At 60.6% G+C, this 22,353-nt stretch carries 21 protein-coding genes and 1 tRNA gene; 11 read left to right on the plus strand and 11 right to left on the minus strand.

The genetic code is table 11. The annotated features are described in order from the left end of the window. The first annotated feature begins 5 nt into the window (after positions 1-5). The 4 genes from TU82_RS10210 (at position 6) to TU82_RS10225 (ending at position 2,268) form a co-directional block, all read left to right on the plus strand. On the plus strand, positions 6-890 hold the full coding sequence (locus tag TU82_RS10210) for an alpha/beta fold hydrolase (RefSeq protein ID WP_057723081.1): 885 nt from the start codon (positions 6-8) through the stop codon (positions 888-890). Positions 891-1,024: 134 nt separating this feature from the next. Then, a tRNA-Gly gene (locus TU82_RS10215) sits at positions 1,025-1,098 on the plus strand. Between the two features lie 259 nt (positions 1,099-1,357). Then, positions 1,358-1,690 carry a hypothetical protein gene (locus TU82_RS10220; RefSeq protein ID WP_057723082.1) on the plus strand — a complete coding sequence of 111 codons (333 nt, stop codon included), beginning with the start codon at positions 1,358-1,360 and terminating at the stop codon, positions 1,688-1,690. A gap of 77 nt (positions 1,691-1,767) precedes the next feature. Next, entirely contained in the window at positions 1,768-2,268 is a 501-nt protein-coding gene (locus tag TU82_RS10225; protein ID WP_057723083.1) for a methylated-DNA--[protein]-cysteine S-methyltransferase, read from the plus strand. Here TU82_RS10225 and TU82_RS10230 read toward each other — a convergent pair whose 3' ends face one another. Then, positions 2,269-3,051, minus strand: coding sequence for a GNAT family N-acetyltransferase (locus TU82_RS10230; RefSeq protein ID WP_057723084.1), 783 nt, complete (start codon positions 3,049-3,051; stop codon positions 2,269-2,271). 175 nt (positions 3,052-3,226) lie between these two features. On the opposite strand from TU82_RS10230, the gene TU82_RS10235 reads away from it, so the two are divergent. Then, positions 3,227-3,652, plus strand: coding sequence for a low affinity iron permease family protein (locus TU82_RS10235; protein WP_057723085.1), 426 nt, complete (start codon positions 3,227-3,229; stop codon positions 3,650-3,652). A gap of 52 nt (positions 3,653-3,704) precedes the next feature. Here TU82_RS10235 and TU82_RS10240 read toward each other — a convergent pair whose 3' ends face one another. Together TU82_RS10240 and TU82_RS10245 are read right to left on the minus strand one after the other, a co-directional pair. Next, the gene (locus TU82_RS10240; RefSeq protein WP_057723086.1) at positions 3,705-4,232 is read right to left on the minus strand and encodes a DUF4142 domain-containing protein; all 528 of its coding nucleotides are present in this window, start codon (positions 4,230-4,232) and stop codon (positions 3,705-3,707) included. Positions 4,233-4,677: 445 nt separating this feature from the next. After that, positions 4,678-5,586, minus strand: coding sequence for a LysR substrate-binding domain-containing protein (locus TU82_RS10245; RefSeq protein WP_420892987.1), 909 nt, complete (start codon positions 5,584-5,586; stop codon positions 4,678-4,680). A 77-nt stretch (positions 5,587-5,663) separates the two neighbouring features. Here TU82_RS10245 and TU82_RS10250 point away from each other — a divergent pair, with 77 nt between their 5' ends. Beyond that, complete coding sequence (locus tag TU82_RS10250; RefSeq protein WP_057723088.1) at positions 5,664-6,152, plus strand: DMT family transporter; 489 nt, start codon at positions 5,664-5,666, stop codon at positions 6,150-6,152. Here TU82_RS10250 and TU82_RS10255 read toward each other — a convergent pair whose 3' ends face one another. Next, positions 6,153-6,827 (minus strand): NAD(P)H-binding protein, encoded by a 675-nt coding sequence (locus TU82_RS10255; protein WP_057723089.1) that lies wholly within the window; start codon positions 6,825-6,827, stop codon positions 6,153-6,155. Positions 6,828-6,910: 83 nt separating this feature from the next. Further along, positions 6,911-8,059, minus strand: coding sequence for an L-threonine dehydrogenase (gene yiaY, locus TU82_RS10260; RefSeq protein ID WP_057723090.1), 1,149 nt, complete (start codon positions 8,057-8,059; stop codon positions 6,911-6,913). A gap of 123 nt (positions 8,060-8,182) precedes the next feature. Between yiaY and TU82_RS10265 the strand changes: the two genes are divergently transcribed. The 4 genes from TU82_RS10265 (at position 8,183) to TU82_RS10280 (ending at position 13,590) form a co-directional block, all read left to right on the plus strand. Continuing rightward, positions 8,183-9,199, plus strand: coding sequence for a DUF4917 family protein (locus tag TU82_RS10265; RefSeq protein ID WP_057723091.1), 1,017 nt, complete (start codon positions 8,183-8,185; stop codon positions 9,197-9,199). 212 nt (positions 9,200-9,411) lie between these two features. Beyond that, positions 9,412-9,951 carry an RNA polymerase sigma factor gene (locus TU82_RS10270; protein ID WP_057723092.1) on the plus strand — a complete coding sequence of 180 codons (540 nt, stop codon included), beginning with the start codon at positions 9,412-9,414 and terminating at the stop codon, positions 9,949-9,951. Next, on the plus strand, positions 9,948-10,913 hold the full coding sequence (locus TU82_RS10275; RefSeq protein ID WP_057723093.1) for a FecR family protein: 966 nt from the start codon (positions 9,948-9,950) through the stop codon (positions 10,911-10,913). Before TU82_RS10270 ends, TU82_RS10275 begins: the two co-directional genes overlap by 4 nt. Positions 10,914-11,031: 118 nt before the next feature. Beyond that, entirely contained in the window at positions 11,032-13,590 is a 2,559-nt protein-coding gene (locus TU82_RS10280) for a TonB-dependent receptor (protein WP_057723094.1), read from the plus strand. A gap of 286 nt (positions 13,591-13,876) precedes the next feature. On the opposite strand, the gene TU82_RS10285 is transcribed toward TU82_RS10280, so the two are convergent. The 4 genes from TU82_RS10285 to TU82_RS10300 form a co-directional block, all read right to left on the minus strand. Beyond that, entirely contained in the window at positions 13,877-15,094 is a 1,218-nt protein-coding gene (locus TU82_RS10285) for a class I SAM-dependent methyltransferase (protein WP_057723095.1), read from the minus strand. A gap of 653 nt (positions 15,095-15,747) precedes the next feature. Further along, positions 15,748-16,365 (minus strand): TPM domain-containing protein, encoded by a 618-nt coding sequence (locus TU82_RS10290; RefSeq protein ID WP_057723096.1) that lies wholly within the window; start codon positions 16,363-16,365, stop codon positions 15,748-15,750. A 31-nt stretch (positions 16,366-16,396) separates the two neighbouring features. After that, positions 16,397-17,125 carry a TPM domain-containing protein gene (locus TU82_RS10295; protein ID WP_057723097.1) on the minus strand — a complete coding sequence of 243 codons (729 nt, stop codon included), beginning with the start codon at positions 17,123-17,125 and terminating at the stop codon, positions 16,397-16,399. Positions 17,126-17,143: 18 nt separating this feature from the next. Then, complete coding sequence (locus TU82_RS10300; RefSeq protein ID WP_057723098.1) at positions 17,144-17,755, minus strand: LemA family protein; 612 nt, start codon at positions 17,753-17,755, stop codon at positions 17,144-17,146. Between the two features lie 238 nt (positions 17,756-17,993). On the opposite strand from TU82_RS10300, the gene bglX reads away from it, so the two are divergent. Next, positions 17,994-20,285 carry a beta-glucosidase BglX gene (bglX, locus tag TU82_RS10305; RefSeq protein WP_057723099.1) on the plus strand — a complete coding sequence of 764 codons (2,292 nt, stop codon included), beginning with the start codon at positions 17,994-17,996 and terminating at the stop codon, positions 20,283-20,285. A gap of 131 nt (positions 20,286-20,416) precedes the next feature. Here the strand turns inward: bglX and TU82_RS10310 are convergent, their stop codons facing one another. Further along, a complete protein-coding gene (locus TU82_RS10310; protein ID WP_057723100.1) occupies positions 20,417-21,574 on the minus strand; it encodes a phospholipase D-like domain-containing protein in 1,158 nt (385 codons plus the stop codon). A gap of 1 nt (position 21,575) precedes the next feature. After that, positions 21,576-22,157 carry a YceI family protein gene (locus TU82_RS10315; protein ID WP_057723101.1) on the minus strand — a complete coding sequence of 194 codons (582 nt, stop codon included), beginning with the start codon at positions 22,155-22,157 and terminating at the stop codon, positions 21,576-21,578. Positions 22,158-22,353 lie beyond the last annotated feature (196 nt).

The raw sequence follows: 22,353 nt of genomic DNA on the forward strand, positions 1-22,353 counted from the left end.
ACGACATGAGGCCAGAAATCGCTGTGTTGGATATACAGGGTCAATACCGGGTTTACACGGAGTTCTATCGCGCGGATGCCGCTGAAAAAACCATCATCCTGGTCAACGGCTCAATGGCAACCACGGCGTCTTTCGCCCAGACCGTGAAAAGCCTGTACCCGCAATTCAACGTGGTGCTGTACGACCAACCCTACGCCGGTCACTCCAAAATCCACAACCGCCACGAGCGGATGCTGACCAAGGAAGTCGAGGGCCAGATACTGCTGGAGCTCATCGACCGCTTTGCCGCCGAACACGTGCTCTCCTTCTCCTGGGGCGGTATCGCCACGCTGTTCGCCCTCGCCCAACGCCCGCAACGCGTTGAAAAGGCCGTGATCAGCTCGTTCTCCCCGGTGATCAACGCACCGATGCGTGATTATCTGGAACGCGGCGTCGACTGCCTAGGCAATCTTGACCGCGACCGCGTCGGCCATCTGGTCAACAGCACCATCGGCAAGCACCTGCCGTCGCTGTTCAAGCGCTTCAACTACAAGCACGTGAGCAGCCTGGCCGAGCATGAATACGGGCAAATGCACTTCCACATCAGCCAAGTGCTCAACAGCGACCGGTTGTGCTACCTCACGGCCGCCCGGCAGATCGACATTCCGGTGCTGTTTCTGAACGGCGAATGGGACGAGTACACCAGCGCAGGCGATGCCAGGCTGTTTGGCCAGCATGTGACGCACAGCAGCTTCAGCACGGTTCAGGCGACCGGGCATTTCCTGGATATGGAGCATAAAGCGGCGTGCCGGGATAGCCGGGAGGCGGTGGTGGGCTTTTTGAAAGGGCAGCGGCCGGCGAGTCGATTACGCTATCAGCCAGGTCAGACGCAACATGCCTTTGCGGTCTGAAGTGAGACCCACTGCAGGAGCGGGAACCTGCAGTGGCGCCGCCTGTCGGCAGGCGTTACGCGTGCAAGGTGTGATTTTTTCGAAGAAAAACTTCAAATCCGGATGAACATCTGGTACAAAGTCAGCCGCTTTCAGCGGGTATAGTTTAGTGGCAAAACGAAAGCTTCCCAAGCTTTAGTTGAGGGTTCGATTCCCTCTACCCGCTCCACTCAAATGGGTTCTCCTGTCACGCCATGGCTGACAGGGGAAGCATAAAAAACCGGTCCCTGAGACCGGTTTTTTTATGCCTGCCCTTTCGTGCACATAACGTTTGTGCTTCGCGCCGGCGCAGAAAGTCTGTACAAGAACGAATATTGTCGGCTCTCTTCTCATTGCAACAGGAACATCGACTTAAGCACCCTCCTACAGGGAGGAGTCGTTCCGACCAAGAGAATGTGGGGCCCCCAGTCAGCAACAGGACACACAGGATGTCTTCCCCCAAGCAGGAAAATTCAAGGCAGGCGGTGAGAAAGGTAATTGGGCTGGTACTGATTATTCCATTGCTGCTGCCACTGACCCCGATCCCTTTCGGCCTGGGGCGCATGGCATCGATAGCGGCCCTGGTGGGATCCGTCTACGGTGCCTGGTATTCAACGCAACACACCCACCGAGGGGTGGCGATCAGCGCGACCGTCCTGGCCCTGCTTAACGTCGGCGCATGGCTTGCAATGTCGGCACCCTCGATCATCTGGTTGATCATCCATGTCGCGGTGGCCTATGGGTCTGGCAGTTGGATTCACTGGAATTTTCAGCGCCATTAATTCGAGCGCAAGAAACTGATTTTTCCTGCAGCCCACCGGAGCGATAGTGGCACCGTAAAGCCTTGAGGATTAGACCCATGCCATACGCATACAAACTCATGCCCTCCCCCGTCGGCCAGCTCACCCTGGTGGCCCGCAATGACAAGCTCGGTGCCGTGCTATGGGAAACGGAACGGGAAAACCGGGTGCGCCTGGGTCAGTTGCACGAAGCCAACGACAGCCCGGTGCTCGTGGAAACAGAGCGCCAGCTGATGGAGTATTTCGCCGGCACGCGCAATCGTTTCGAGCTGGAACTGGACTTCTACGGCACCGACTTTCAGAAACAAGTCTGGCAGGCCTTGCTGACCATTCCGTTTGGCGAAACCCGCAGCTACAGCCAGATAGCCCGACAGATCGGCAACCCCAGCGCCGTGCGCGCCGTGGGTGCGGCCAACGGGCGTAACCCCATCTCGATCATTGCGCCGTGTCACCGCGTCGTGGGGGCTTCGGGGGCGCTGACGGGGTTCGCGGGCGGGCTTGAAGCCAAGCAGTATCTGTTGATGCTGGAGGATCGCGGCCAGGCAAAACTGGCGTTCTGATCAGGGGCTTGGAACAGGCCCGCGAATGAAAGACGCGCAGTCGAATAAACGTTGAAAACCCAACTTTCGATACAGCGGGACAGCCATCATCGATCCCTCGAGAAAACACCGACGCGCCCCAAGGCCCGAGGCATGAAGCAGGGCCGCCTGAATCAATCGCGTGGCGTAGCCTCTTGCACGAAAGCCGCCAAGCGTGCCGACATCACTGAGCCTGGCCTCACCCTCGCATAACGACAAAGTCAACGAACAGCTCACCTGCCCCTCGACGCACAAGGTGAAGTGATAAAGGGCTTCATCGGCGTCCAGCGCCCGCTGGTGCCGGGCCTGATAATGGGCGACCGTCTCGGGCGCTATCGAAAACGCACTGCCAAGCGGAATCGCCCATTCGTTCAGGTTACGCGTCAAGCTGATCTGCACAGCGTCCTCGCTTATTGATGACGCAAAGCGCGGCAACGGGAGGACCATCGTGGTGCTCTGTTCAGCAGGCTCAAAGCCAAGCCCAGTGAGCGCGTCGCGTAAACCATCGACTTGTACTTCAGGCATCACGATGCGTACAGGGGTCACGGTACGGCGAATCAACTCCAGAATCACCTGCATCGCTTCGCACAGCGGGCCGCTGCCCACCCGAATAAACAACATATTCCACGGCGTGGAGTCGTCCTCGGCAAAATACGTATTGATACCGGCGCCATGCCGACAATACCTCGCGCAGGTCGCCGCAAAAAAATGATCTTCGGTCAGGTAATAACGGGCGGTCAGGTCATAAGCGGCGTTGACGTGCATAAGCAAGATCCGGGAAAAAACCCAGTCTTGCCCCAGGTGTTTCGCGGCGCCGTAGGCCTGCTCCTAAAAACCCGGCCGAAAAACACACAGGTTGTCCGAACACAAAGTTGTAAAAAGAAATTTCAGCGAGTCTCTGCGGTCAGAATTTTCATCACACTTTACGAGGAAAGCGGTCATGAAATTCTCTGCAGTCTCCCAAGCCTTATCGCGCTGGGCCGGCAGCCCACGGACGTTCTACGCGGCGGTGGCGTTGATCCTGGCGTGGAGCCTGAGCGGGCCGTACTTTCATTACAACGACACCTGGCAATTGATCATCAACACCTCGACCACCATCATTACCTTCCTGATGGTATTTCTGATCCAGAACACACAGAACCGCGACAACGACATCCTGCATATCAAGATCGACGAATTGTTGCGTGTGTCCAAGGACGCACAGAACGCCGTGTTGAGCCTGGACGGCCTGGACCGTAAGGAGCTTGAAAAACTGCGCCAGGAATATCGCGATATCGGCAAGGCCGGCAGCTTGAACCTCAACAGCAGTTGCGGGCCCGCCGCCGACGACGCGGCGCCGCCGAAAACCGATTTGAACCAGGCATAAAAAACGGCGGTTGGAGAGGATCCAACCGCCGTTTTCATTTCAAGGGGCTACTTCAACCGTCACCCTGGTGCCCCTTGCCGTAAGTCGATGCCAGGGCGCGGGCTTTTTCCAGGCGCTCTTGCAACTTGGGCAGCGTCTCGTCCACCAACGCTTTGATCTCGGGTACCTGCGACGCCGCGCCTTCCTGCTTGAACAGGGCAATGGCGTCTTCGTTTTCCTTGACCTGCTGCGCGGTGTAGGCGGCGTCGAAGGAGTCGCCGTCCTTGAGTTCGGGCATCAGGGTCTCGGCCTTGTCGACGATCTTCTCCCGTGGGGCAACCGGCAAGTCGAGCTTTTTGGCGATGGCCGCCAGGTGCTGGTTGGCCAGGGTGCGCTCGTTGATCACCTCGATGGTGTAATCCTTGATTTCCTGGGACGAGGTTCTGGCGTGGGCCATGCGACTCGTTTCGATATCGGCCATGCCTTTGGCTGAAGCCTGCTCGATGAATTCGGCAGGCGACTGGGCGAAAGCATTGCTGGCGCCGAGGCCCAGCAGCATCGCGAAACTGGCGGTGCGTAACCGGATAGCCATGCGGCTCATGATGGGTTCCTCCAAGGCAAAAATAAGTGCAAGGGACGTGCGCCTCGCCCTGGATTCGAATTTTTCACGCGGCAAAGGTTTAGAAAAAACTTTCCAGTGCGACGAACGGTCGTTGCCGGGTCAGGCCGGTTTGCGCGCCGCATCTGTTCAGAATGCCTCTGACGAATGGGACAAACGATCAATGAGATGACGCTGTAGTATGTTGCACTACCTGTCACTACATCGAGGTTCGTATGGCTGTCATGTCTCTGCGGATACCGGAAGACGTCGCCGATACGCTTGCCAGTCTCGCCAAAGCGACCGGTCGCAGCAAATCGTTCCCTGCTGTTGATGCGTTGCGGGAGATTTCGCGACACCTGCCGAGGTAAAAGCCGTCGCGGACAAATGGCGCAACAATGCAGGTTGAGTGGCTGAGGGCAGCCACCGACAACTTGGTAACAACTGCTTAGCCCTTCAGCACACCTTGCACCCGCCTCCTCAGCCACTGCAAGCCGGTATCCCCACCCCGTCGCGCATGCCAGGCCAGCTCGAACGCAAACGATGGAATATGAAACGGCGGCGGTACGCTCGACAGGTGCGCGTGATCGATATTCAGCAGACCCCGGGATGAGACGGTCAAGATCAGGTCCGTGCCTTGAATCAAATGTGGTGCCACGCCCCAGTGCGGCAGGCTGATTGCCACATGCCGCCGCTCACGAATGGCGGCCAGCGCACGCTCGATTTCCGGCGTGCCGCTGCCGCGCATTTCCAGCAAGACATGGGGTCGTGACAAATAGGCAGGCAGGTCCAGCACACCGGCTTTCGGCAGGCTGTCGCGGTCGACCAGGCAGGTGTAGTGCTCTTCGAACAATGGCGTCGTACGCAGTTCGGCCGGCAAGTCAGGGAAGACCCCGGCGGCCAGGTCGAGATCGCCATTGAGCACGCCGTCGACCATGCTTTCGCGACTGGCCTGGATGATTTGCAAGTCGATGCCCGGCGCTTCACGGCGTAACAGGCGCACCAGGCCGGGCAGGAAAATCGCCGCGCTGTAGTCCGACATTGCTACGCGAAACCGGCGCTTGGCCGACGCCGGGTCAAAACGGTTCGGCGCCAGCAGCGCCTGCACCTGGGCCAGGGCCTCTGCCAACGGCGTGGCCAACTCCAGCGCCCGGGCCGTGGCTATCAATGCGCCACCCTGGCGCACCAGCAACGGGTCGCCCAGCAGGTCACGCAAGCGCGCCAGCGCATGGCTGACCGCCGGTTGGCTCAGGTGCAGGCGTTCGGCGGCGCGGGTGACATGTTGCTCGCTGAGCAGGGCGTCGAGGATCACCAGCAGGTTGAGATCGACACGTCGCAAATCATTCATCAGCTGCATGCTCGGCATAAGAATTTGGAATTTAAATTTGCGCGACGAATGACCTAGAGTCCAGCAAAACCTTTGGGAGATTCGACATGACAACGTTGCATTGGCTGGGTTTGTTGCTGCTGGCGGTGATCGCCGGTGCCGTGGTGCCGTTTCAGAGTGCGATCAATGCCAACCTGGGTCGCGGGCTCGGCCATCCGCTGTGGGCGACGCTGGCGTCCCTGCTGGTGAGCATCGTCGTATTGCTGCCGGTGATCATCGCATTACGGCTGCCCTTGCCAAGCCTGGCATTTATTACCCAGGCGCCACTGTGGATGTGGGCCGGTGGCGCATTTGGCGTGTGCTTTATCTCGCTGGCGTTGATGCTGTTGCCCAAGCTGGGCGCATCGGGGTTTATCGCCCTGGCCATGGCCGGGCAGATGCTTGCTTCGCTGCTGCTCGACCATTTTGGGCTGTTCGGCCTTGCGCAGCGTGAATTGACAACGCCGCGAGCGCTCGGTGCGTTGCTGTTGATTGGCGCGGTGGCGTTGATTCAGTTCAGCGCCGCGCCGGCGCGGGCGATGGCGACGGCGGGTTGATCAGCCGCGCTCGGCGGCCAGATGATTGATGTCGCGCTGCTCGACCACCGGTTGCGCTGCGCCATGGCGCACCACCTGCAACATCGCACGGCCGACGGTCTCGGTGCTGACCACCCAGCTCGGCTTTATCCGACGCAAAAACGACAGAAACGGCCCGAGCACGCTATAGAACACCTGGTACAACGGTGTCTTCGAACGCACGCCATGCAGCGGTTGGATGATCCCCGGCCGGAACAGATAGACCGCCTTGAAAGGCAAGCGCAGCAAGGCGTTCTCGGTCTTGCCCTTGACCCGCGCCCACATTGACTTGCCCGTCTCGGAACTGTCAGTGCCGGCGCCGGACACATAGATAAAGGTCATCTGCGGGTTGAGCCGCGCCAGGGTGCTGGCGGCGACCAAAGTCAGGTCGTAAGTGAGGTGGGTGTACTTGATTTCATTCATGCCGGCCGAGGAAACGCCCAGGCAGAAGAAGCACGCATCAAAGCCTTGCAACAGGTTTTCCAGGGGTTGGAAATCCAGCATGTCGCTGTGCAACACCTGGTGCAGTTTGCCGTGCTCCTGGGTCAACGGCGTACGGCCGACCGCGACCACTTCCTGCACATCGGGCGCCAGCAGGCACTCGCGCAGCACGCCCTGGCCGACCATGCCGGTGGCGCCGAATAACAGAACTCTCATGGGGAACCTCAGCCGCAAGCTTCACGCTCAAGTTGAACGCATTCAGCTTGTAGCTTACCGCTTGCAGCTCGAAGCTGCCCCTGTCAAAACGCGCTGCGAAAGATCTCCTCGATCTGGCGCTGATCCGCGCGCCGTGGATTGGTCAGGCCACACGCGTCCTTGAGCGCATTGCTCGCCAGCAGCGGAATATCCTGCAACCTGGCGCCGAGTTCACGCAGACCGGCGGGGATTTCCACGTCCTGGGACAAGGCGCGAATCGCGACGATAGCGGCCTGCGCGCCCTCCTCCGGGGTCACCCCCTTGATATCGGCGCCCAACGCGCGGGCCACGTCACTCAAGCGCTTGGCGCTGACACTGGCATTGAAACTCTGCACGTGGGGCAGCAGCACCGCATTGCACACGCCGTGGGGAAGGTCGTAAAGGCCACCGAGCTGATGCGCCATGGCATGCACGAACCCCAGCGATGCGTTGTTGAACGCCATGCCCGCAAGGAACTGCGCATACGCCATGTTTTCCCGCGCGGCCATGTCGCTGCCGTCGCGTACCGCCAGGCGCAGGTTGGCGCTGATCAGTTCGATGGCCTTGATTGCGCACGCATCGGTGATCGGCGTGGCGGCGGTGGATACGTAGGCTTCGATGGCGTGCGTCAAGGCATCCATGCCGGTGGCAGCGGTGAGGCCCTTGGGCATGGCGACCATCAATGCCGGGTCGTTGACTGACAGCAGCGGCGTGACATTGCGGTCGACAATGGCCATTTTCACGTGGCGGGTTTCATCGGTGATGATGCAGAAACGGGTCATCTCACTGGCCGTGCCGGCGGTGGTGTTGATCGCCACCAGCGGCAGTTGCGGCTTGCTTGATTGGTCGACGCCCTCATAGTCGGCGATGCGCCCGCCGTTGGTGGCGCACAGGGCGATGCCCTTGGCGCAGTCATGGGGCGAGCCGCCGCCCAGAGACACCACAAAGTCGCAGGCGCTGTGTTGCAGCAACGCCAGGCCCTTTTCGACGTTTTCCACATTGGGGTTGGGCTTGGCGCCGTCGTAGACCACCGAATCGATGTCCTGCAGCGCCAGCTTCTCGGCGATCATGCTGGCCACACCGGCTTTGCACAGGCCCTGGTCAGTGACGATCAACGCCTTGCGAAAGCCGTAATTGCGGATGGCAATCATGGCTTCGTCGAGGCAGTCGATGCCCATGATATTGACGGCGGGGATAAAAAACGTGCTGCTCATGGTCGATCCTCAGGGGCTTTATACCCACAGAATCCACCGCTACCGCTTGCCGTATCTTGACCAGGATCAATGCCGGCTCATGATAAAGTCACCGTCCAGCCGATTTCGAGTAGACCCGCCGCAATGAAGGATTTCCAGGATATTGACGCCCACCTTGAAGACTGGAGCGCACTGCGCGGCGCCATCGACTTCAATGGGATTCTGATCGGCAACGGCGCAAGCCGCACGATTTGGGAAGACTTTGCCTACGACTCGCTGTTTGAAAACGCTCGCACGGTGGAAGAAAAGCCCCTGGGCCAGTCCGAACTCAGCGTGTTCGATGCCCTGCAGACCCGCAGTTTCGAGCAGGCCCTGGGCGCGCTGAAAACCACCAGCCGCGTCAACAAGGCCCTGGCGGTCAGCTCGGCAGCGCCACGTAATCGCTACTACGCGATCAAGGAAGCACTGATCAATACGATCCACGCCGTGCATATTCCCTGGCGCCTGATGCAGCCCTCGACCCTGGCGACGCTCAACGCGGAACTGAGCAGCTACACCACGGTATTTACCAGCAACTACGACCTGCTCAACTACTGGGCGATCCTGCATACGCCGGGTATCGACGACCTGTTCCGCAGCGCCGATTCAAGCTTTGACCTGCGCGACACCCGCACCGACGCCACGCGCATTTTGTACCTGCACGGCGGCCTGCACCTGGTGCGCAACCTCGACGGCACCGCGCGCAAACTGCCGTCTACCGACAGCACGTTGCTCAGCAGTTTCGCGATCAACAACACGATCAAGACGCTGGACGATGTGCCGCTGTTCGTCAGTGAGGGCAAGGTGGAGGAAAAGCTCAAGACCATCCGCAGTTCGGATTATCTGTCGTTCTGTTATGAGCAGTTGCTCACTCACGAAGGCGCGCTGTGCATCTTCGGCCATGACCTGGGGCCGCAGGATAAGCACTTGGTGGATGCGATCCGCCAGGCCGGCATCACCACTTTGGCCATCTCGGTTTCGGGGCGCAGCGATGGGTTCATTCGCCAGCAGAAGCAGCGGTATTCGCAATTGTTCCAGGGCACCGGCATGGAACTGAAATTCTTTGCAGCGCGCACCCATCCGCTCGGTAATCCGGCGCTGTCGGTGCCGGTCGAACACTGATCCAATAAACAAAGAAGATCACATGTGGGAGGGGGCTTGCCCCCGATAACGGTGGACCAGCCAATGAATTCGTAGGCTGACACACCGCAATCGGGGGCAAGCCCCCTCCCACATTTTGAATTGGGTACAGGTTTTAAAAAGAGACAAATGACAATAATTCTCGATATCATTCACGACCTTTTTCCAGCCGTGCTTCGTCAAGAAGGATATCCATGTCTCGTCCCAAGCCCGACCCACTGTCGGCCGATGCCTGCCGCGGGTTCTATGCAGATATCCTGCATTTCCTGCGCAAACGCACGGACAACGCCAGTGACGCGGCGGACATGACCCAGGATGTGTTTACCCAATGGCTGGACTACCGCGACCGGGCCAAGGTCGAGCAGCCACGGGCGTTTCTGTTTCAGATGGCGCGCAACCTGCTGCGCGATCACTGGCGTAAACAGCAGGTACGCCGCAGCGTCCACGCCGATTCGGCCGACGCGCCCACCGAAGCCGTCACCGACGAGCAAAACGAGCCCATGGCTGCGGCGCTGCGCATCCAACGCCTGGAACAGTTGAAAGAAGTCCTCGCCGAACTCTCGCCCCGTCGGCGCGAAGCCCTTATGCTGCATCGCTTCGAAGGCTTGAGCCAGGCACAGATCGCCACGCGCATGGGCATTTCGACGAGCATGGTGGAAAAGCACATCGCCTTTGCGCTGCTGCATTGCAAGCGACGTCTTCAACCTGACCCCGGCACGGAGCAGTCCCAATGAGCCGCCAGAGCGACCTCGACGCGCTGGACATCGAAGCGAGCGATGCCATCGATGCCCAAGCCGCCAGCTGGTTTGCACGCAACCGCAACGACGCGGACCGTGTCGACCGCAAGGCCTTCGCCGCCTGGCGGGCCAACCCGGCCCATGCGCGCGCCTATGCCGAGTTCGAGCAATTGTGGACTGACCTTGCCCAGTTGCAGCCACTGGACAAACCCGTGGCGCTGCCCAGGCGCAAACCGGTATGGCGCCCCGCGCTGGCGATGGCGGCCGCCCTGCTCTGCGCCGTTCTTGCTCCTCATCTCGGTGCGCCGCGCGAGCTGTATCACGCACAGGTTGCCGGTCATGCCAAAGGCATGCGCACCCTGCACCTGCCCGACGGCAGCACCTTGTATGTGAACGCCAATACCCGCATTCGCGTGGATTTCACCGCGCACCAGCGCATCCTTCACCTGGACAAAGGCCAGCTGTACATCGAAGTGGCCGCCGACCAGGAACGCCCGCTGTACGTACAGGCCGGCGAGGCGACTGTGCGGGTGGTGGGCACCGGTTTCGATGTGCGCCGCAGCGAACAGCAACTGGTGGTCAGCGTGGCCCATGGGCAAGTGGCCTTCGACCCGGATGGAAAACATCCCGCCGCGTTGCTCCAGGCCAGACAACGCGCCATTTACCGGTACGCCGGGGGCACGCTGCAGCAGCAAAGCCTCGACGCCGCAGACGTCGCCGATTGGCGCAGCGGGCACTTGGCGTTTCGTAATCGCGAGCTGGCCAGCCTGATCGACGAATTGAGCCTGTACCGTCCCCAGGCGCCCTTGCAGGTCAGCAAGGCGGTGGCGCACCTCAAGGTATCGGGCAACCTGGATGTGAATGACCCGGACGCGCTGCTCAACGCCCTGCCCGCCCTGTTACCGGTGAAAACCGTGACGTCCGCCGACGGCATTGTGCGAATCGAATCGAGCCGATAATCCACACATGAGAATATTTTGCATTCGCATGTGTGGATTTTTTTGCCTGCCCCGTCTTCCTCCCGTCTGCGTTTGATGCGCACACCTTTTTGGCTATTTAGCCGCACCGGGGGATTTCATGTTTCGCGCGCCTTGCCCTGCTTCGCATCTGTTTCTACGACCGACCCTGCTTGCCACCTGCCTGGCGTTGAGCGTCAGCGCCCAGGCCGAGTCATTCACGCTGCAACTGCCGGCCCAGCCGTTGGCGACCTCCCTGAGCCAGGTGGCCCGGCAGGCGAAGATCCAGCTGCTGTTCGATGAAGCGTTGCTCAAGCATGTGCAGGCGCCGGCGCTCAAGGGGGAGTACAGCGCAGAAGAAGCGATTCGCAGCCTGCTCAAGGGCGCTGAACTCACCCTGATCAAGATCGGCACGACCTATGTGGTGCGCGCCGATTCGGCCAGGACCATGCAAGGCAGCGCGATCCAGCTCGATACCTTGAGCGTGATCGGCACCGGCACCGAAGTGGATGCAAGTACCGTCAACCGCTCCACCCTGACCCAGGCCGACATCGACCGCTATCAGTCCAATAACATCCCCAGCCTGTTGCAGACCCTGCCCGGCGTCAGCCAGGGCGGCTCGCTCAAGCCCGGCGGCCAAACCATCAACATCCGTGGTTTCGGCGATGCCGAAGACGTGCCGATGACCGTGGATGGCGCGACCAAGAGTGGCTTCGAGCGCTACCAGCAGGGCACGGTCTTTATCGAGCCCGAGCTGATCAAGAGCATCGAGGTCGAGAAAGGCCCGAACTCGCCTTTCACCGGCAACGGTGGCTTTGGCGGCACGGTCAACATGACCACCAAGGATGCCCCGGACCTGCTCAAGGACGGACGCAACAGCGGCGCAATGCTCAAATACGGTTACTCGAGCAACGACCATGAACAGGTCTACAGCAGTGCCGTGTATGGCCGTACCGACGACGGCCGTTTCGACGCGCTGGCCTACCTGACCCAACGCGACGGCGGCGACATGAAGGTCGCCGCCAAGTTGCCCAACGAGAACAACCAGTACCCGATCAACCCTCAGCGCCTGCCCAACAGCGCCCAGGATGTGGACGGCAAGCTGTTCAAGGTCAATGCGCACTTCAACGACGAGCACAGTGTTGGCCTGTCCTACTCGCGCTCCCACAGCAACCGCTGGACGCCCTTCTCCGCCGCCAGCTACCCGACACCGCCGACCCAGACCAACATCGACCGCTACGGTTATGAAGGCGCCCTCAAGCGCTTTCTGGCGCACCGCGATACCGTCGACACCACCTGGTCGGGCAAGTATCACTACCAGCCGTTGGACAACCCGCTGGTGGACGTGACCGTCAAGTATTCCCAGTCCAACACCGAACAAAGCGACGAGCGTGACGCCACTGCGTTTTTCCAGTTGGCCACCGGCGGGCGCAAGATGGACACCGCCTACACCGACAAGCATCTGGATATCCGCAACGTCAGCCTGTTCGACACCGGCCCCCTGCAGCATGCGCTGACAGTCGGCGGGCAGGTGCGCAAGCACGTGCGTGAAACCGAAATGTGGATGCCCGGCGCCACCTACAGTACGCCGCGCTACAACTATGGCCATTTTCAGCCGGGCTTCATGCCCCACGGCAAGGTCGATACCAACAGCTTCTTCATCCAGGACGCGGTGACCCTGGGCGACCTGACCATCACCCCGTCGCTGCGCTACGACCATGTGCGCAACCGTGGCGAAGGCAATGATGCGCCGTACTACAACAACCCTGACCCTGCGATCGGCCACGACTACAGCGACCGCACCTACACCGGCTGGTCGCCGCGCCTGGCGCTGTTCTGGACGGTCACGCCAAGCGTCGGCCTGTTCGCCAACTGGAGCCAGACCTGGCGCGCGCCGGTGATCGACGAGCAATACGAAGTGCAGGGCCTGGGCAGCCGCACCGCCACCAGCGTGGACCTGGACCCGGAGCGCATCACCTCGATCACCCTGGGCACCATCACCCGCTTCGACCATCTCATCGCCCAGGATGACAACCTGCAACTGCGCACCACCTTGTTCCACAACAAGGTCGAAGACGAAATCTTCAAGGCCACCGGCGTGGGCTGCCAGAACCAGGCCGTCAACGGCGGCACGATTGGTTCCGCCTGCCCACCGGGAGCGCTGCCTAACTACCGCAATATCGGCGGGCTGACCATCAAGGGCATTGAAATCGAGTCGATCTATAACTCCACCTATTTGTTCGGCTCGGTGTCGTTCGCCTACGCCAAAGGCCAGCACGAAGGCGCCTACACCAACCCCTGGGGTCCGGATGTGGCAGCGCGGGATATCCCGCCGACCAAATGGGTGCTGGTGCTGGGTACCCACATCCCGGCCTGGGATGCCCAGGTAGGCTGGATGGGCCAGTTCGTCGGCGCCACCGACCGCCTGCCCAGCGACAAGTATTCCGGCGGCCCGGGTTCAGGGGTGGGCGATCTGTTCTACGACCAGTACGGCAACAAGCGCTACAACACTCAAGGCCTGTTCGCCAAATGGGCACCGCAGCAGGCGTATCTGAAAGGCACCGAGGTGAACTTCACCGTGGACAACCTGTTCAATGAAAACTTCCGCCCGGCGTTGAGCGGCGACCGTGCCTATACAAAGGGGCGCGATGCGAAGATCAGCGTGACCCGCTTCTTCTGATTGCTACACCGAGTCTAAATGTGGGAGGGGCTTGCCCCCGATAACGGTGCATCAGCCAATGAATCTGTTCGCTGACACACTGCAATCGGGGGCAAGCCCTAATGCCAGTCAGTTAAGGCTTTTTGTAGGAGCGAGCTTGCTCGCGAAAAACGCCAACGATAACGCGTGCTTTCTGAATGAACGCGGTGCCTGTGATTTTTTCGCGAGCAAGCTCGCTCCTACAGATGGCGGTGCACGCTTAACTGACTGGCATTAGGGCAAGCCTCCTCCCACTGGATTCCCGTGCCTAGTTCAAGAAACCATCGGCGCGCAGCAGGGTTTCCAGGCAGTGTTCGGTGATGTGGTAGAACGCCTTGAGTTCCTGGATTTTCACCAACAGCTGCGCGTTGTCCAAAGGTTCGGCACGCTTGACCGCCAGGATCATCTTGTTCTTGTTGGTGTGCTCCAGCGAGATGAACTCGAACACCTTGGTCTCATACCCGCAGGCTTCGAGAAACAACGCACGCAAGCTGTCGGTGACCATTTCCGCCTGCTGGCCCAGGTGCAGGCCGTATTGCAGCATCGGCTTGAGCAGCGCCGGGCTCTGGATCTGCAGGCGAATCTGTTTATGGCAGCACGGCGAACACATGATGATCGACGCGCCGGAGCGGATGCCGGTGTGAATCGCATAATCGGTGGCGATATCGCAGGCATGCAGGGCGATCATCACGTCCAGTTGGCTCGGCGCGACGCTGCGCACATCGCCGCACTTGAACACCAGCCCCGGGTGTTCCAGTCGCGCGGCCGCTTCGTTGCACAGGGTGACCATGTCCTGGCGCAACTCGACACCGGTCACTTCACCTTCGGCCTTGAGCGTATTGCGCAGGTAGTCGTGGATCGCGAACGTGAGGTAGCCCTTGCCCGAGCCGAAATCGGCGACGCGCACCGGTTGGTCGAGCTGCAATGGCGACGACGTCAGCGCATGGCTGAACACTTCGATGAACTTGTTGATCTGCTTCCACTTGCGCGACATCGACGGGATCAGCGCCTGCCGGGCGTCGGTCACGCCCAGGTCGGCGAGGAACGGCCGGCTCAGGTCGAGGAAGCGATTTTTCTCGCGGTTGTGCTCGGCCGAGGGCGCCTCGCGCAATTGCTGCGGCTTGCTTTTGAACAGCGAGCTTTTGTTCTTCTTGCTGTATTCCAGTTGAGCTTCGTCAGTCAGCGACAACAGGTGCGCATTCTTGAACGAGGCCGGCAACAGCTCGGCAATCGCCGCCACGCCGTCGGCCAGCGGCAGATTCTTGGTGATGTCGCGGGTCTTGTAGCGGTAGACGAAGGACAGGCAGGGCTGTTCCTTGACGGTGACCGCTTTGATGATCAGCCGCTGCAGTTCGGCTTCATCCCCGACGTACTTGGCCAGTACCAGCTTGATAAAGGCGTTCTGCGCCAGGCTTGCGTTCAGCAGTTCGATGAACTGGGCATGATGATCCGGCGCAGGACTGGCGGATTGAGCGGTGACGGACATGAACAAAAACGCCTCGGGCAAAGAATGCCGGGCATTTTAGGGGGGATAACCGGCCAGGGCACGGAGTTATTTGACCAGTGGTCAGTTCCAACAGCCAAAGCAGATCCAAAATGTGGGAGGGGGCTTGCCCCCGATAGCGGTGTGTCAGCCAGCTTATCTGTAGCTGACCTACCCTCATCGGGGCATAGGTATCTACACAAAACTTTGGTATGACGCCGACATGTGGCGAGGGAGCTAGCTCTCGTGGCGGCCTGTCACCGACGATTACCCATCTGATACACCTCGGTCCAAATGTGGGAGGGGGCTTGCCCCCGATGGCGGTCTCTAGGCCGGCCGGGATGCTGGATCAGACCGAGTACATATCCATTATTTAGGTAACGGCCACTTAGGGTTCCGCTTTTACAGCGGCTCACTTTTGAAAAGCGCAAAAGTAAGCAAAACGCTCTTGCCCCACCACTCGGCACCTCGCTTAGGCTCGGTGTGCCCTCTCTCCGGCCAGCGTGGTTTAACGGGGCGCCTAAGATCAAAAGCCAGATCAAGATCAAGATCGACTCGCTCCGCATCGTAGTTACGGTTGAGCGCTACAGAGTTGGTAGATGCCTATGGCCATCGGGGGCGAGCCCCCTCCCACATTTAGAACTGTGTTGATCTGGTTATCCGAGTACGACCAGGCGATTGGGCAGCTCGTTGCGCGTCTGCGTCACCGGTACATGCACCTTGAGTAATTCACCACAGGCCTCGATGCAGGTAATGAACCCGGCCAGCGTCTGCCCCTGTTTCACCTGCTGGGTAAACGCCTTGACGATGGCGTCCCAACTACTGTCATCCAGGCGTTTGGAAATACCGTCATCGACGAGAATTTCCACATAACGCTCCGCCTCGCTGACAAAAATCAGCACCCCGGTGCTGCCCAGCGTGTGGTGCAGGTTCTGTTCGAGGAACTGGCGGCGCGCCAGGTTCGAGGCGCGCCAATGGCGCACCGAACGGGGGATCAAACGGGTGGTGACCTTGGGCAAGCGAAACACCAGGCACAGCACAATAAAAGTCGCCCACTGCGCCAGCAACAAGGTGTACATGGTCAGGTAGCCCGACAAGTAATGCACCACGCCAGGCACCACCAACGCGATCAGGCTGGCCCACAGCAACGGGATGTAGGCGTAGTCATCGGCACGCGCCGCCAGCACCGTGACCAGTTCGGCGTCGGTCTGTTGCTCGACCCGGGCGATTGCCTCGGCCACTTGGCGCTGCTCGTGTTCAGTCAGTAATGCCATGGTTGTAGATGCTCTATTTTCGTTATTGTCATTACCAGCCGCCCGACGCCCCGCCGCCGCCAAAGCCCCCGCCGCCGCCGCGGAAACCACCGCCACCGCCGCCCCCACCGCCGCCGCGTCCACTGCTGCTGAGGATCGCCAGCAAGATGGCGCCCACCGGCAGGCCCATGCGGTTGCACAGCCACAACACGCCGATCAGCAGGACGAACAAACCGATGGAAAACCCGGGATTGTCCTTGGCGAAATTCGCCTCCGCCACATGGGCCGGCACCGCCAGCGGTTCACCGCCAACCACCTGGATCATCGCCGCGACACCGTCGCTGATGCCCTGGCTGAAATTGCCGGCCTTGAACTTGGGCGCGATCACCTGATTGATGATCACCCAGGACTGCGCATCCGTCAGCACGCCTTCCAGGCCGTAGCCGACTTCGATACGCAATTTTCGCTCGTCGCGGGCGACCAGCAACAGCGCGCCGTTGTCCTTGCCCTTCTGGCCGATGCCCCACGCGCGGCCCAACTGATAACCGTAGTCCTCAATCGGCACGCCCTGCAGGTCGGGCACGGTGACCACCACAATCTGGTCACCGGAGGTCTGCTCCAGCGCCTGCAATTGCTGGGTCAGCTGCTCGCGCACCGCCGGGTCGATCATCTGGGCGTTGTCCACCACCCGCCCGGTCAAGGCCGGGAAGGTCAGGGCCGCCTGGGCCATGCCCACGCAACCCAGCAGCCACAGCGCCAGGCCTATCCGTAATAAACGCATCGACACCTCAAGGCAGCGTTATTTGAACTTCACCTGCGGTGCCTTATCGGCATCGGCACTGGTGGCTTCAAACGTGGCGCGGATCGGCAAGTCGCTGTACATCACGCTGTGCCACAGGCGGCCCGGGAACGTGCGGATCTCGGTGTTGTAGTTCTGCACGGCCTGGATAAAGTCGCGACGGGCCACGGCGATACGGTTTTCGGTGCCCTCAAGTTGCGATTGCAGGGCCAGGAAGTTCTGGTTGGCCTTCAGGTCCGGATAGCGCTCGGACACCACCATCAAACGGCTGAGTGCGCCGCTCAGGCCGTCCTGGGCCTGCTGGAACTGCTTGAGTTTTTCCGGGTTGTCGAGGGTGCTCGCATCCACCTGGATCGAGGTGGCCTTGGCCCGCGCTTCAATCACGGCGGTGAGCGTGTCCTGCTCATGGGCGGCGTAGCCCTTGACCACTTCCACCAGGTTGGGAATCAGGTCGGCACGGCGTTGGTACTGGTTCTGCACCTGGCCCCAGGCCGCCTTGGCCTGTTCGTCCAGGGTCGGGATGTTGTTGATGCCGCAACCGCTCAGCACGCTGCTGATCAATAACAGCGCCGCGGCTTTCAAGCCCCAGCGGTAACCTTGTGCTGCTTGCATGGTGTTTCTCCTGCCCAATCTGGATGGAATGTGATGACTAACCCTATAAACCACACGCTTGGGGCATAATCCGCCACCACTGGAATGCTTCGAGCCAATCAGCTACAAAGATGCCCAGCGCGAAAAAGAGTTCAGAGTGTGCTGCATTTATCTGAACAACACCCGAACAACAATAGACGCTCCCCACATTTTGGCCGATCAGCCTGACCGCTGTGCAGTGAGCCGAAAAAGGATATTCATGAAGAAGCTGTGTTTGCTCGGCCTTGTTGCCACTCTGGCCAGCCACCCCGTATGGGCAGAAACAAAGCCTGCTGCGCTTAAAGACAAGGACGCCTTCGTCAGCGACCTGCTCAGGCAGATGACCCTCGATGAAAAGATCGGCCAGTTGCGCCTGATCAGCATCGGTCCGGAAATGCCCCGCGAGCTGATTCGCAAGGAAATCGCCGCCGGCCGCATCGGCGGCACCTTCAACTCCATCACCCGTCCGGAAAACCGCCCGATGCAGGACGCGGCCATGCGCAGCCGCTTGAAAATCCCGATGTTCTTCGCCTACGACGTGATCCACGGCCATCGCACGATTTTCCCGATCAGCCTGGCCCTGGCCTCGAGCTGGGACATGGACGCCATCGGCCGCTCCGGGCGCATCGCCGCCCAGGAAGCCGCCGCCGACAGCCTCGACATCACTTTCGCGCCGATGGTCGACATCTCCCGTGACCCGCGCTGGGGCCGCACCTCTGAAGGCTTCGGCGAAGATACTTATTTGGTGTCGCGCATTGCCGAAGTCATGGTCAAGGCGTTCCAGGGCGCCAGCGCCGCGAACGCCGACAGCATCATGGCCAGCGTCAAGCACTTCGCCCTGTACGGCGCGGTGGAAGGCGGGCGCGACTACAACGTGGTCGACATGAGCCCGGTCAAGATGTACCAGGATTACCTGCCGCCCTACCACGCGGCGATCAAGGCCGGTTCCGGCGGCGTGATGGTGGCGCTCAATTCGATCAATGGCGTGCCCGCCACCGCCAACACCTGGCTGATGAACGACCTGCTGCGCAAGGACTGGGGCTTCAAGGGCCTGGCCGTGAGCGACCACGGCGCGATCTTCGAACTGATCAAGCACGGCGTGGCCAAGGACGGGCGTGAAGCCGCCAAGCTGGCGATCAAGGCCGGCATCGACATGAGCATGAACGACACGTTGTACGGCAAGGAACTGCCGGGGCTGCTCAAGTCCGGCGAGATCGAACAGAGCGACATCGACAACGCCGTGCGCGAAGTGCTCGGCGCCAAGTACGACATGGGCCTGTTCAAGGACCCTTACCTGCGCATCGGCAAGGCCGAGGACGATCCGGCCGACACTTATGCCGACAGCCGCCTGCACCGCGCCGACGCCCGTGACATCGCCCGTCGCAGCCTGGTGCTGTTGAAGAACCACAACGACACCCTGCCGCTGAAAAAATCCGCGACCATCGCGCTGGTCGGCCCGCTGGCCAAGGCTCCGATCGACATGATGGGCAGTTGGGCCGCAGCCGGTAAGCCGGAACAGTCGGTGACCCTGCTTGACGGCATGAACGCCGTGATCGGCGAAAAGGGCAAAGTGATCTATGCCCGCGGCGCCAACATCACCGGCGACAAGGCGGTGCTCGACTACCTCAACTTCCTCAACTTCGATGCCCCGGAAGTGGTGGATGACCCGCGCCCGGCCCAGGTGCTGATTGATGAAGCGGTGAAGGCTGCAAAGAATGCTGACGTAATCGTCGCGGCCGTGGGCGAGTCCCGTGGCATGTCCCACGAGTCGTCGAGCCGCACCGACCTGAACATCCCGCAAAGCCAGCGCGACCTGATCAAGGCCCTCAAGGCCACCGGCAAGCCGTTGGTGCTGGTGCTGATGAACGGCCGGCCGCTGTCGATTCTCGAAGAGAACCAACAGGCTGACGCGATCCTGGAAACCTGGTTCTCCGGGACCGAAGGCGGCAACGCCATCGCCGACGTGCTGTTCGGTGACTACAACCCGTCGGGCAAGCTGCCGATCACCTTCCCACGCTCCGTGGGGCAGATTCCCACTTACTACAACCACCTGAGCATCGGCCGTCCGTTCACGCCGGGCAAGCCGGGCAACTACACCTCGCAGTACTTCGATGACACCACAGGTCCCCTGTTCCCGTTTGGCTATGGCCTGAGCTACACCACGTTCGGCCTGTCGGACATGGCGCTGTCGTCCACCACCCTGAACAAGACCGGCAAGCTCGACGCCAGCGTCACCGTGAAGAACACCGGCAAGGTCGATGGCGAAACCGTGGTGCAGTTGTATATCCAGGACGTGGCCGGCTCGATGATCCGCCCGGTGAAAGAGCTGAAGAACTTCCAGAAAGTCATGCTCAAGGCCGGTGAAGAACGCACCTTGCATTTCACTATCACTGAGGAAGATTTGAAGTTCTATAACGCCCAGCTCAAGTTCGCCGCCGAGCCGGGTGAGTTCAATGTGCAGATCGGGCTGGACTCCCAGGATGTGCAGCAGCAGAGCTTCGAGCTACTTTGATCTAAGGCTGTATGTAGGAGCGAGCTTGCTCGCGAAAAACTCACAAACGCCGCGTTCATTCAGAAAGCCCGCGTTATCGTTGACGTTTTTCGCGAGCAAGCTCGCTCCTACATTTGATTGAGGTGATTCGACTAGCCGCGTCGGTCCAGCAGATTGACCACCAACCGATCAATCCACCCCCACACCCGCTGCTTCACCCGCCGCCACAATGGCCGCGCCTTCCACGCCTCCAGGCTGACCGCCTGGCTTTGCGCAAAATCACGTTCGAAACTGCCCGCCACCGCCTGCGTCAACTCAGGGTCCAGCGCTTCCAGGTTGGCTTCCAGATTGAAGCGCAGATTCCAGTGGTCGAAATTGCACGAGCCAATACTGACCCAGTCATCCACCAGCACCATCTTCAGGTGCAAAAAGCACGGCTGGTATTCAAAGATCTGCACGCCTGAACGCAGCAGACGCGGGTAATAACGGTGCCCGGCATAGCGCACCGACGGGTGATCGGTGCGCGGGCCGGTGAGCAGCAAACGCACATCCACACCGCGCCCGGCCGCCCGGCGCAAGGCGCGGCGCACGCTCCAGGTCGGAAGAAAGTACGGCGTCGCCAGCCAGATGCGCCCTTTGCTGCTGTTCAAGGCGCGGATCAGCGATTGCAAAATATCCCGGTGCTGCCGGGCGTCGGCATACGCCACACGACCAAGCCCCGGCCCGGTGGCAGGCACCTTGGGCAAGCGCGGCAAACCGAAATGGGTCGCCGGTTTCCATTCCCGACGTGCCGCATTGGCGTGCCACTGGCGGTCGAACAGGGCCTGCCAGTCCAGCACCAGCGGGCCGCTGATCTGCACCATCACTTCATGCCAGTCGGCCGTGTCGTGTCCAGGCGTCCAGAATTCATCGGTAACGCCGGTCCCGCCGATCACCGCGACGGCCTGGTCGATCAGCAGCAGCTTGCGGTGGTCGCGGTACAGGTTGCGCATCCAGCGGCGCCAGTTCAGGCGATTATAGAAACGCAGCTGCACACCCGCGTCGGTCAACCGCTTGCGCAACCCGAGGGTAAACGCCAGGCTGCCGTAATCATCGAACAAGCAGCGCACCTGCACCCCGCGCTCGGCCGCGAGCACCAGCGCCTGCACCATCGCTTCGGCACAGGCCCCGGCTTCCACCAGGTACAACTCAAGATCCACTTGCCGCTCGGCGCGGGCGATGCCCACCAGCATCTGCGGGAAAAAATTCGGTCCGTCGATCAACAACTCGAAACGGTTGGCGCTGCGCCACGGGAACACCGCGCCGCCCATGTCAGCGCGCCGTAAAGATCAGTACCGCACCCACCGGCACCGACAAACTGATCGACTTCAACCCCGCCGCTTTGCGCAGCGCCGCCACACCGGGCTGCAGCTCGAAATCCTCGGCGCGCACCACCACCGGCTCCAGGGTCACGACCTGAAAGCGCCGATCATCCAGACGCGTGGCCAGCAGCTCGGCGTTGTAGGTGTGGGTCTTGCCATGCAAGGTGATGCTCAGCGGCAGGCGCAATTCCAATTGCGCGCCGGACGCCAGATCATTGATCGGCTGCAGGTTGATCTGGGTGCTGATCAACGCTTCGGGAAACTGCTTGATCTCGAACAACTGCTTACGCATACGCTCGTCACGCAGCGGGATGCCACTGTTGATCGACTCCAGCTCCACCTGCACCTGCGCCGCACCCTGGCTGTCGACCTTGCCGTGCAGCACCAGGAAGCGGTGCACTTCGGCTATTTCAGTATTTTTAGTGGTGACGAAGGACAGACGTGAAGATTCGTTATCCAGATACCAGTCGGCGTGGGCAGGCACGGTGGCACAGGTCAGCAATGCGAAGACCAAAGGTTTGAGATTGAACATAGAGGCTCATGGGGCAAAAAATCTGGATGAACCTTAAGCGCAATCTCACGAACGGCGCAAATCCAATGTGGGAGGGGGCTTGCCCCCGATGACGGTGGATCAGCAACACATCCAGTGACTGACACTCTGCCATCGGGGGCAAGCCCCCTCCCACATAGGTCCTGTGGTGACTTTCTAGGCCAATGCCCGCTGCACT

It is taken from the genome of Pseudomonas orientalis, from assembly GCF_001439815.1.
Taxonomy (GTDB): domain Bacteria; phylum Pseudomonadota; class Gammaproteobacteria; order Pseudomonadales; family Pseudomonadaceae; genus Aquipseudomonas; species Aquipseudomonas orientalis.

Excerpts from the sequence above, each read along its gene's own strand:
- TU82_RS10210 (WP_057723081.1), top strand. The coding sequence starts at position 6 with ATGAGGCCAGAAATCGCTGTGTTGGATATACAGGGTCAATACCGGGTT.
- TU82_RS10220 (WP_057723082.1), top strand. The coding sequence starts at position 1,358 with ATGTCTTCCCCCAAGCAGGAAAATTCAAGGCAGGCGGTGAGAAAGGTA.
- TU82_RS10225 (WP_057723083.1), top strand. The coding sequence starts at position 1,768 with ATGCCATACGCATACAAACTCATGCCCTCCCCCGTCGGCCAGCTCACC.
- TU82_RS10230 (WP_057723084.1), bottom strand. The coding sequence starts at position 3,051 with ATGCACGTCAACGCCGCTTATGACCTGACCGCCCGTTATTACCTGACC.
- TU82_RS10235 (WP_057723085.1), top strand. The coding sequence starts at position 3,227 with ATGAAATTCTCTGCAGTCTCCCAAGCCTTATCGCGCTGGGCCGGCAGC.
- TU82_RS10240 (WP_057723086.1), bottom strand. The coding sequence starts at position 4,232 with ATGAGCCGCATGGCTATCCGGTTACGCACCGCCAGTTTCGCGATGCTG.
- TU82_RS10245 (WP_420892987.1), bottom strand. The coding sequence starts at position 5,586 with ATGCAGCTGATGAATGATTTGCGACGTGTCGATCTCAACCTGCTGGTG.
- TU82_RS10250 (WP_057723088.1), top strand. The coding sequence starts at position 5,664 with ATGACAACGTTGCATTGGCTGGGTTTGTTGCTGCTGGCGGTGATCGCC.
- TU82_RS10255 (WP_057723089.1), bottom strand. The coding sequence starts at position 6,827 with ATGAGAGTTCTGTTATTCGGCGCCACCGGCATGGTCGGCCAGGGCGTG.
- yiaY (WP_057723090.1), bottom strand. The coding sequence starts at position 8,059 with ATGAGCAGCACGTTTTTTATCCCCGCCGTCAATATCATGGGCATCGAC.
- TU82_RS10265 (WP_057723091.1), top strand. The coding sequence starts at position 8,183 with ATGAAGGATTTCCAGGATATTGACGCCCACCTTGAAGACTGGAGCGCA.
- TU82_RS10270 (WP_057723092.1), top strand. The coding sequence starts at position 9,412 with ATGTCTCGTCCCAAGCCCGACCCACTGTCGGCCGATGCCTGCCGCGGG.
- TU82_RS10275 (WP_057723093.1), top strand. The coding sequence starts at position 9,948 with ATGAGCCGCCAGAGCGACCTCGACGCGCTGGACATCGAAGCGAGCGAT.
- TU82_RS10280 (WP_057723094.1), top strand. The coding sequence starts at position 11,032 with ATGTTTCGCGCGCCTTGCCCTGCTTCGCATCTGTTTCTACGACCGACC.
- TU82_RS10285 (WP_057723095.1), bottom strand. The coding sequence starts at position 15,094 with ATGTCCGTCACCGCTCAATCCGCCAGTCCTGCGCCGGATCATCATGCC.
- TU82_RS10290 (WP_057723096.1), bottom strand. The coding sequence starts at position 16,365 with ATGGCATTACTGACTGAACACGAGCAGCGCCAAGTGGCCGAGGCAATC.
- TU82_RS10295 (WP_057723097.1), bottom strand. The coding sequence starts at position 17,125 with ATGCGTTTATTACGGATAGGCCTGGCGCTGTGGCTGCTGGGTTGCGTG.
- TU82_RS10300 (WP_057723098.1), bottom strand. The coding sequence starts at position 17,755 with ATGCAAGCAGCACAAGGTTACCGCTGGGGCTTGAAAGCCGCGGCGCTG.
- bglX (WP_057723099.1), top strand. The coding sequence starts at position 17,994 with ATGAAGAAGCTGTGTTTGCTCGGCCTTGTTGCCACTCTGGCCAGCCAC.
- TU82_RS10310 (WP_057723100.1), bottom strand. The coding sequence starts at position 21,574 with ATGGGCGGCGCGGTGTTCCCGTGGCGCAGCGCCAACCGTTTCGAGTTG.
- TU82_RS10315 (WP_057723101.1), bottom strand. The coding sequence starts at position 22,157 with ATGTTCAATCTCAAACCTTTGGTCTTCGCATTGCTGACCTGTGCCACC.